The following is an 8893-nucleotide window of genomic DNA, read 5'->3' on the forward strand; positions in this document are numbered from 1 at the left end:
TTCGCTCGTCTTTTTAGCGCCCATTATCGCGGCAACGACGGCGGTTTGAAGCACGGGGCCTTTTTTGGCCGTGTTTTGCTTAACGGCGGCAAACGCCTCCGCACTCATTCGTATGATGCCGCTAGCGGTGGCTACGCGCTCGCTATCGTCCTTCGAGCCGACATCCACCATGCGGGGCATATTATTTTCGTCGATATGTGAAAGCATGAAATTTCCTTACGGTTTTTAGCGGGATTATAGCAGAATTTCGGGCATAAAAAAAGCCCGAGCTTTTATGCTCGGGCTTCATACAAAAAGGAGGTTTTATCTTGTCGGACAAGGGTGATTATACTACCTAAACAGTAAATAGAAATAAAATATATCCTTTTTAGACGAACTATTTAGCACTTAATTTATAGCCGTTTTTAAAATTTTGATGAAACTTTGACTATATGCTTTGACGCGCTGCGCGGGAATTTGAATGGGTAGCGAAATGAAACGGAGCCAAAGAGCGATTAAATTTAAAGCGTACGCTAAATGGCAAAGATGAAATTTAAAGCAGCGCTTGTGATTATTTCATCATTAAGTGCTGGATTAAAAAAGCGGAGCGGGGTGCTTCGTCAAGGCGCCATAAATAAAATCCTGCAAAGGCGAAACGGGCTTAAATTTTAAATAACTTTTGTTTTAAATTTGAGCCCTCCTTAATTAAGCGCGAGGTCTCGTACGCAATGCAGCGTAAATTTAACCCTTCACGCGAGCGCCGTATTGCGCAGGCGTGGATTAAAATAGCGCGCGCGAATTTAAATATCGTCGCGCAAAATCCCGCCTGCGTTTGAAATTTAGCTGCGTTTAAATTTTAAACGTTTTTAGCAGGCTGCCTAAATTTAACCCCTTGTCTTCGCCGTTTGCGCCGCATCCTAAAAGATCGCCCAAAAAGCTACTTGCGTCGTTGATATCGATTTTGCCGTCGCCGTTGAGGTCGAGCTTGGCGCTTGCGATTTTGCCGATCAGCGCGCTAAAATCCACGCCTTTGCTATCGACGGCGTTTGCTTGCACGTCCTCGCCGCCGCCCAAAAGTCCGCCCAGCATCGAGCCTAGCGAGCTAGATCCGCCGCTTTCGTTTTTGCTTAAAAAATTTGAGCTGATGCCCGCAATTATCGCATTTATCTGATCGTCAGGCAGGTCCACGCCTAGAAATTTTTCTATAAAAGCGACCGGACCGCTTTGAAATTCTCTTAAATTTTTATCGTCGCTTTTGAGCGCAGAGACCATATTTACAAGTCCGTTTATGTCCATTATTTACGCCTCCTTGATCTTGGCTTTCGGAGCCTGTTTTACGATAAGCTCTATTACTTTTAGAGCGTCCGCCTTAGCCTCAAAATCCTTGCTAACGGCGATGATCTGTCCGTTGCTGGCCGTTAGGCGGAAGCGAACCTTGCCTGCTTTATCGGCGTAAAGCTCAAATTTCGGATTGTTTAGCTTTTCTCCGCCCGCGATTTGATCTTCGATCTTATTTAGTGCGGCGTTTTTTGCGACGCTTTCGATGCCGTTTTTGCAAGCGACCTTGCTCGTGTAAACCTCGGAGGTGCACAGTACGTGCCCGTCATAAAGTAGATCGAATTTGCAGCCGTCCTTGGCATCTTTGATTAAAAACTCAGCCATTTTTCATCCTTTCGTAGAAGATATTCGCTATTTTAGCTAAAATTTTAATAAATATTTTTAATAGGTGCGGAATTTTCTGCTAAAATTGCGCACAAATTTCATTTATAAAGGATCATAATGATAAAGGCTCTACGTTTTAGCTTGATTTTCGCCGCCACTTTAGGATTTAGCGCGGATGAGAGCGATGCATTATTTAAGGACATAAGGACGCGTCTGGGCTGCAATCTAGCCGCACAGGATTGCGAGACTAACGCGGGCGGGCAGAAGGCGCTCTTTAGCGTGGCACGCCATCCGATCGAAGCGGGAGCAAACGAGCTAAAAATAAGCGGAATTTCGCGTGAGCTGAAAAATCCGAGCGTTAAAATTTCGGGCGTGAGTATGAATATGGGCAATGCGGAATTCCCGCTAAAGCGCAGCGCAGACGGCTATGAAGCGACGCTTGACGTTGCAGTGTGCACGCACGCCGTAATGCGCTACAAACTTGAAATTTACGAGGATGGCGAGCCTAGCGGGCTTTTTGTGTATTTTGATCTGCGAAAGCGTGCTACGGATCGAGACCGCGGCGAAGACATCCACTTGCATCACCACGAGCATTAGACGCGCCCCGTTTGTGCGCGGGGTAAAATTTGCGCTTTTTCAGATACGGCGCTTTAGAAGAACTCGCGCGTTGCTCGGAGAAAATTTTATAAATTTTATAAAGCGCCGCTCGCGATAAATTTTATGCGTCTTTTGGGCGACGTACGTCTCGAGCATATACGGGTGCCTAAACGAATACGCGAATAGCCGTAGTGATCTAGGCGCGCTTCATTAGGGCGTTTACAAAAACGCCTTTATAGGCGCGCGGCTATTTGCCGCGCATTCGCCGCATATGTTTCGTAACCACTACCGAGGCGCGTCAAATTTAGCCCTTCGCCGCCTTTAAATTTTAAAATTTTTAAAATTCGCTTGCGTTTCATACGCCTAAGCTACGCGGAATTTTGAAATTCCTTGTATAATCTGAAGCAAATTTTAAATCTAAGGAAAGCCATGCAAATATTAAGACAAAAGCACTTTAGCGGCGAGCGCGCGCTGTTCGGCGCAAAGGATCTGCGGATCGAAAATTCCGTCTTTGGCGAGGGCGAGTCGCCGTTAAAACACAGCGCAAATATCGTCGCGCAAAACTGTAAATTTGAGTGGAAATATCCGTTTTGGTACGCCGAAAATATCCGCGTGCAGGACTGCTTCTTTGACGAGGTCGCGCGCGCAGGGATCTGGTATAGCCGCGGCGTGGTGCTAAAAGACTGCCTTTACGGCGCGCCTAAAGGGCTTCGCCGCGTAAAAGACGCCGCGGTGCAAAACGTGGAATTTCACGATGCACAGGAGACCTTGTGGCACTGCAGCGACGTCACGCTAAAAAACGTCACCGCAAAGGGCGCGTATTTCGGGCTTGATTGCGAAAGCTTAAGCATCGAAAATCTATCGCTCTTCGGAGACTACTGCTTCGACGGCTGCAAAAACGTAACGATCAAAAACTCTAAACTCCTCTCCAAAGATGCGTTTTGGAACTGCGAAAATATCCTCATCGAGGACTGCTTCATCGCGGGCGAATACTTCGGCTGGAATTCCAAAAACGTAACGCTGCGAAACTGCAAGATCGAGAGCTTGCAGGGCTTTTGCTATATGCAAAACCTGCGCTTGCAAGACTGCGAGCTGATAAATACGACGCTGGCGTTTGAATACAGCGACGTCCGTGCCGAGGTAAAAGGCGCAATCGATAGCGTCAAAAATCCAAGCAGCGGGCTAATTCGCGCGGCAAGCATCGGCGAGCTGATCCTAGACGGCGCAACGGACGCGTCTAAAACTGAAATTATTACTGAATTAAGGGCGTAAGATGGGACTTTTTGATTTTATAAGTGGCAAGGAGAAATACGACTTCGACACTCTGCCAAACCGCCGCGGCACGAAGTCGCTTAAATGGGACGTAGGCGAGAACGAGCTTCCGATGTGGGTTGCAGATATGGACTTTGCCGTAGCGCCCGAGATCATCGAGGCTCTGCAAAAGCGGCTAAATGAGCGAGTTTTGGGCTATTCTCTGGTGGATGATGAGTGGCGTAGCGCGTATCAAGGCTGGTGGCTTGCGCGCCACGATTATGAAATCCAAAAGGAGTGGCTGATCTATGCCGGCGGCACGCTGCCTGCGATCGATTCGATCATCCGCAAGCTCACCTCGCCCGCCGAAAACGTGCTGCTGATGAGCCCGGTTTATAACTGCTTTTACTACTGCATCAAAAACGCCGCCCGCGTGCCGATAGAAAACGAGCTTACCTACGCTAGCGGCGATTATAGCATCGATTGGGAGGATCTACAGACCAAGCTAGCCGATCCGCAGACGACGCTTTTTATCCTTTGCAATCCGCACAATCCGGTCGGCCGCACTTTTAGCAGGGATGACCTTGCTCGTATCGGCGAACTGTGTGAGAAGTACGGCGTTACGGTGCTTAGCGATGAGGTGCATTGCGATCTGACCGAGCCCGGCGTGCGTTACACGCCTTTTGCTGCCGCGAGCGAGACGTGCGAGAAAATTTCAGCTTCCATAATCGCTCCCACGAAGGCGTTTAATATCGCGGGGCTGCAAAGTGCGGCGGTCTTTGCCGCAGATAAGCGCTTGCGTCATAAAATTTCAAAGGCGCTAAATTCCGACGACATCGCCGAGCCGAATTTTTTCGGCGTCCAGGGCGCGATCGCCGCATTTACGAAGGGCGCGGCGTGGCTAGATGCCCTGCGCGAATACCTCAGCGAAAATCGCAAGTTCGCGACGGAATTTATCGCCCGCGAGCTTCCGCAGGTGCGTGTCGTGCCGCAAGACGCGACCTATCTGATGTGGCTTGATGCGGGCGCTTACACGCAGGATAGCGCGGAGCTTGCGCGCTTCATCCGCGAAAAAACGGGGCTGTATCTCTCCTGCGGCGCGCAATACGGCAAGGGCGGCGAGAGATTTTTGCGCCTAAATATCGCGACCTCTAGGGCGCTGCTAAAAGACGGGCTAGGACGGCTGAAAGAGGCGCTAAAGATTTGCCCGCACTAAACGAGCTGTGCTGCGATAAAGACGAAATTTAAAATTTTATGGTGGCTAAATTTAAAGCGGCGGAGCAAATTTTAAAATTTTGCAGCAGGGCGCGAGCTTGCGCTAAATTTAGCGGCGATCAGGCGGTAGGGCGCGAACGTTTAAATTTAGCGTGCGGCAAATAAACCGGCGCTTAAATGCGTTACAAAAGGCGGAGTATGGATAGAAACGGCGATTTAGAGGAGCTTTACCTGCTTGAAAAACGGCGCGAAAAGTTCGCGCGCATTAGCAAGCTCGTCTCATTTTTGATAACCCTGCTGCTGCTCGGGCTTTATGTGTTTTTGAATACCAGGGCGGAGCCCGTCTCGTTTGATACGAACTGGCTTATAATCGCGCTTTTCATCATCTTCCCGGTTTTAAACGGACTGCTTTACCGTCTATTTTGCAGCTTAAACTTTGGCAAAAACGGCGGCACGCAGCGCGCAAATTTCGATAAATTTAGCGGCTCCGATACGGCGCAAGACAGGGGCGTGCTAGGGCAGGGCGCGGCGCAAGATGGGCAAATTTTTAGCGCCGATGCGAAAGAGGGACAGGTATTAAAAGCTGAAGCGGGCGAGGGTAGCGGCTTTAAAGACAGCGATAGCCGCACATCCTCTACCTACGGAAGGTTTGAGCCCAAAGTCGCCGAAGGTGAGGGCGAGAGCGAAAAAGACGGCGCAACCCAGTCAAAATTTAACTTTCTAGCCGATCTGCAGAGCCTGGAGGATGAGCGCGCGGCGCTGCAAAAAGCGGTGAAAAAGGCCAACATCATCGCCGCTGCCGTAGGGACCGGCGTGGGCGCACTGGTGGCGCGCTTTTGGGGCGAAGTGCCGCCCGGCGTATTTTTCGGCGTGGCTGTTTACGGCGTCGTGAGCGCTCTTTTGACGGCGAGCAAAAGACGGAATTTCAGATCAAATTTTAAAAGCAGGGTCGTCGCGAGCATCGCAAAAAGCTTTGGGCTTAGCTACAATGAAAGTGACGGGCTTGGGACGGATGAGTTTTTTGAAATTTACGACTGCTACATAAACGAACAATCGAGCGAGGATATGATGAGCGGGGAGGTGCAGGGCGTGCGCGTTAGATTTAGCGACTTTTACGCCGCCGAAAAGGTGCGCACCAAAAACGGCACTCGCACCGACGTAAAATTTCAAGGAGTGCTTTTTATCGCGGACTTTCATAAAAGGCTTAACTGCGAGGTGCGGGTGTGTCACAAAAACTCGCGAAATCTGCGCAAATACGGGCAGCGAGCGAATATGGACGACGTGAAATTTGAGGAGTTTTTCGACGTCTATACGACCGATCAGGTGGGTGCCAGATACGCGCTGACGCCGCTTTTGATGCAGCGACTGACGGAGATCTATCTAAGGCTGGGCTCGCAGATAAACGCGGTGCTAAAGGAGGATAAAATTTACGTGGCAATCGAGACCTGGCGCGATAATTTCGAGCCTAGAATCGACTGCTCGCTAAAGCAGGACGCCACGATAGAGCTTTACGTAGATGAGATCGGCGCGCTTGTAGACATCGTGAGTGAGCTAAATTTGAACCGTAAAATTTGGAGCGAATGAGGCAGGCGGCGGCGCGGTAGAGTATGACAGAGGTGGCGGACCGCATACGGCTCTGGCGACATACAGATATGCAGACAAAGCGCGCGGGATCGTAGGTTTAGCGATACAGATGCGCTGTGTAACTGGGCGTGGAAATGGATGCGTTGCGTAGATTGTGCGTTTGGGCAGATGTGCGATCGCTCTTTTGTACGAGCCAATCGAAAGATGGAACGCACGCGGAAAGCGTTCGTATAAGACTTTACAAGCTGCATGAGCCGATAAAATTTTATAAATTCCCGCTCTGTTTAACAAGCGAGCGCTTGCGATTTATCATCCCTCGTACGACATAAATTTTACCACACGAGCAGTTTGCATTAGGATTTTACTATCGCTTGAAATTTTATGTCGCCGCGCGCGACTTAAATTTTGCCGCGACGACGGGCGCTAGGCTGCATTCCATCTCGGTTAAAATTTACTCGGTGGCTAAATCTGTCGTGCGAGAGCAAAACTTTGCCGCTAGATCGATAAATTTAGCTAGCTTATAAAAGTACTCGCCGCCTCTTATGGGCGTTTATGGACGCCGTTTCTGTAAAGCTACGGCGCCAGCGTCGCTGCGAGCTTGCGGGGCTTAGTAAGATAGATCGCCCGCTAAACTAGACAGCAAATCTAAATTTATAGCTTCCCGCCCTCGATTACGACGTCGTCAGCTTTGATGTCGTCGCCGTATACCGGCGCTAGCGTCGCATCGTAGTCGGCGTGGAAAAATTTCTCGTCCGCGAGCTTTACGATTAGATCGTCAAGCCATTTGCGAAGCTCGTCGTTGCCCTTTTTGACCGCAGGTGCGATGACGTCCTGATCGCCGAGCGAGCGGATACCTACCTTAAAGCCCGGGTTTGACTTCGTCCACGCGAACAAAAGCGTATTATCGTGCGCGATCGCATCGCCCCTGCCATCCAGCATCGCACCGAAAGTCTCGGTATTTTGGTCAAATTTTAAAAGCTTAATCTCGGGGTGATTTTTCGTAAAATACAGATCCGCGGTCGTGCCTTTGTTGATTAAAAGCGTTTTGTCTTTAAGCTGCGAAACGTCGGTGATATCGCCGTCCTTGCTCGCGACGCCGAGGGCTACCTTCATATACGGCAGCGCGAAATCCACGACCTCCTTACGCTCCGGCGTGACGGTAAAATTTGCAAGCGTGATATCGACCTTATCAGACGCCAAAAATTCCGCGCGATTGGCGGCCTCTACGAGTACGAACTGTACCTTGCTCTCATCGCCCAAAAGCTCCTTTGCGATGCGTTTTGCAAAATACACGTCATATCCCGCGTTTTTACCCGTCTCGTCGATATAACCAAACGGCGGCTTGTCGCCGAAAACCGCGATCCTTACTACGCCGCGCTTTTTAATCCCGTCGATATAACTTTGCGAAGCGACGGAGCCTTGCGCGGAATTTGAGGAGCCTTTGCCCTCGTCGTTGCAACCTGCGAAAAATAACGCACCTAAGATAAAAAGCGTGCTTAGCGTTTTTTTCATCTTTTCTCCTTTATTAAAATTTATTTTTTAAATTCGAACATATTTAGAAATTTCTTCGCACGCTCGCTCTTCGGAGCGGTAAAGAATCCCTCCGGCTCATTAATCTCCACGATGCTTCCCTCATCCATAAAAACTATGCGATCGGCTACGGCGCGCGCAAAGCCCATCTCGTGCGTTACGATTAGCATCGTCTGTCCCTCTTTGGCGAGATTTAGCATTACGTCTAGCACCTCGCGCACGATCTCGGGATCAAGAGCTGCGGTAACCTCGTCAAAAAGCATGATCTTGGGCTTCATCACAAGGCTTCGCACGATCGCTATGCGCTGTTTCTGCCCGCCGCTAAGCTCTTTGGGGTAGGCTCGCTCTTTATTTTCTAGTCCTACGATTTTGAGCCAATGCCTGGCTAGCTCTACAGCTTGTTCGCGCGGTACACCTTGGACTTTCACGGGGCCTAGGATTATATTATGTAGCACATTTAAGTGATCGAAAAGCTCGTAGCTTTGAAAGACCATACCGATCTTTTGACGAATTCTGCGCCAGTCTTTGAAATTTTGATCGATCCGCTCGCCTTCGATTATAAAATTCCCGCTTTGTACCGGCTCTAGCCCGTTTATCGTGCGAAGTAGGGTGCTTTTGCCGCAGCCGCTAGGGCCTAGGATTACCACGACTTCGCCCTGCGCGACGCTAAGGCTGACGTCCTTTAGCGCGTGCAGCTCGCCGTAAAATTTATTGACTTTATCGATTTTTAAAATTTCCATCAGCTCCACCTGTTTTCTAGTTTTTTCGAAAGCGCCGAGATCGGATAGCAGATCAAAAAATATACGAAAAATATCGCTCCGTAGATGATTAGCGGCGCGTAATTATCTCGGAAGACATTCACTTCGATGATCTGCTGTCCGACCTTGACGAGCTCGATGACGCCGATTAGCACGGCGATCGAGGTTGTTTTTATCATCCTGCTGAATAAATTTATCGTTGCGGGCACTAGGCGCCTCATAGCAAGCGGCAGGATGACGTAGAGATAAATTTGCGATCTGCTAAATGCGAGCGCTTCGGCGCTTTCGAACTGATGCTTAGGGATGCTAAGCACGGC

The 8893-nt window shown here is 49.7% G+C and carries 11 protein-coding genes; 4 read left to right on the forward strand and 7 right to left on the reverse strand.

The features are described 5' to 3' along the window. The 3 genes from Q0238_RS01560 to Q0238_RS01570 all read right to left on the reverse strand — a co-directional run. Positions 1-207: cyclic pyranopterin monophosphate synthase MoaC (locus Q0238_RS01560; RefSeq protein ID WP_297942217.1), on the reverse strand; the 207-nt coding region annotated here is incomplete at its 3' end. 621 nt (positions 208-828) lie between these two features. Next, on the reverse strand, positions 829-1275 hold the full coding sequence (locus Q0238_RS01565) for a hypothetical protein (protein ID WP_297942219.1): 447 nt from the start codon (positions 1273-1275) through the stop codon (positions 829-831). Positions 1276-1278: 3 nt separating this feature from the next. Continuing rightward, the gene (locus tag Q0238_RS01570) at positions 1279-1641 is read right to left on the reverse strand and encodes a DUF1508 domain-containing protein (RefSeq protein WP_297942221.1); all 363 of its coding nucleotides are present in this window, start codon (positions 1639-1641) and stop codon (positions 1279-1281) included. A 117-nt stretch (positions 1642-1758) separates the two neighbouring features. Here Q0238_RS01570 and Q0238_RS01575 point away from each other — a divergent pair, with 117 nt between their 5' ends. Continuing rightward, positions 1759-2238, forward strand: coding sequence for a hypothetical protein (locus Q0238_RS01575; protein WP_297942224.1), 480 nt, complete (start codon positions 1759-1761; stop codon positions 2236-2238). A 233-nt stretch (positions 2239-2471) separates the two neighbouring features. On the opposite strand, the gene Q0238_RS01580 is transcribed toward Q0238_RS01575, so the two are convergent. After that, positions 2472-2597, reverse strand: a complete 126-nt coding sequence (locus Q0238_RS01580) for a hypothetical protein (RefSeq protein ID WP_297942226.1) — start codon at positions 2595-2597, stop codon at positions 2472-2474. A gap of 70 nt (positions 2598-2667) precedes the next feature. On the opposite strand from Q0238_RS01580, the gene Q0238_RS01585 reads away from it, so the two are divergent. From Q0238_RS01585 to Q0238_RS01595, 3 genes are all read left to right on the forward strand, one after another. Then, positions 2668-3510 (forward strand): DUF3737 family protein, encoded by an 843-nt coding sequence (locus Q0238_RS01585; RefSeq protein ID WP_297942229.1) that lies wholly within the window; start codon positions 2668-2670, stop codon positions 3508-3510. Between the two features lies 1 nt (position 3511). Beyond that, positions 3512-4705 carry a MalY/PatB family protein gene (locus tag Q0238_RS01590; protein ID WP_297942232.1) on the forward strand — a complete coding sequence of 398 codons (1194 nt, stop codon included), beginning with the start codon at positions 3512-3514 and terminating at the stop codon, positions 4703-4705. 197 nt (positions 4706-4902) lie between these two features. Continuing rightward, positions 4903-6288, forward strand: coding sequence for a DUF3137 domain-containing protein (locus Q0238_RS01595; protein ID WP_297942235.1), 1386 nt, complete (start codon positions 4903-4905; stop codon positions 6286-6288). A gap of 651 nt (positions 6289-6939) precedes the next feature. On the opposite strand, the gene Q0238_RS01600 is transcribed toward Q0238_RS01595, so the two are convergent. From Q0238_RS01600 to Q0238_RS01610, 3 genes are all read right to left on the reverse strand, one after another. After that, positions 6940-7800 carry a cysteine ABC transporter substrate-binding protein gene (locus Q0238_RS01600; protein WP_297942238.1) on the reverse strand — a complete coding sequence of 287 codons (861 nt, stop codon included), beginning with the start codon at positions 7798-7800 and terminating at the stop codon, positions 6940-6942. Between the two features lie 20 nt (positions 7801-7820). Beyond that, positions 7821-8558: an amino acid ABC transporter ATP-binding protein gene (locus Q0238_RS01605; protein WP_297942240.1), complete on the reverse strand. Its 738-nt coding sequence runs from the start codon at positions 8556-8558 to the stop codon at positions 7821-7823. Continuing rightward, the coding region (locus tag Q0238_RS01610; protein WP_297942243.1) for an ABC transporter permease subunit at positions 8558-8893 on the reverse strand (336 nt) is incomplete at its 5' end. The genes Q0238_RS01610 and Q0238_RS01605, both read right to left, overlap by 1 nt.

The organism is uncultured Campylobacter sp. (assembly GCF_938045775.1).
Lineage (GTDB): Bacteria > Campylobacterota > Campylobacteria > Campylobacterales > Campylobacteraceae > Campylobacter_B.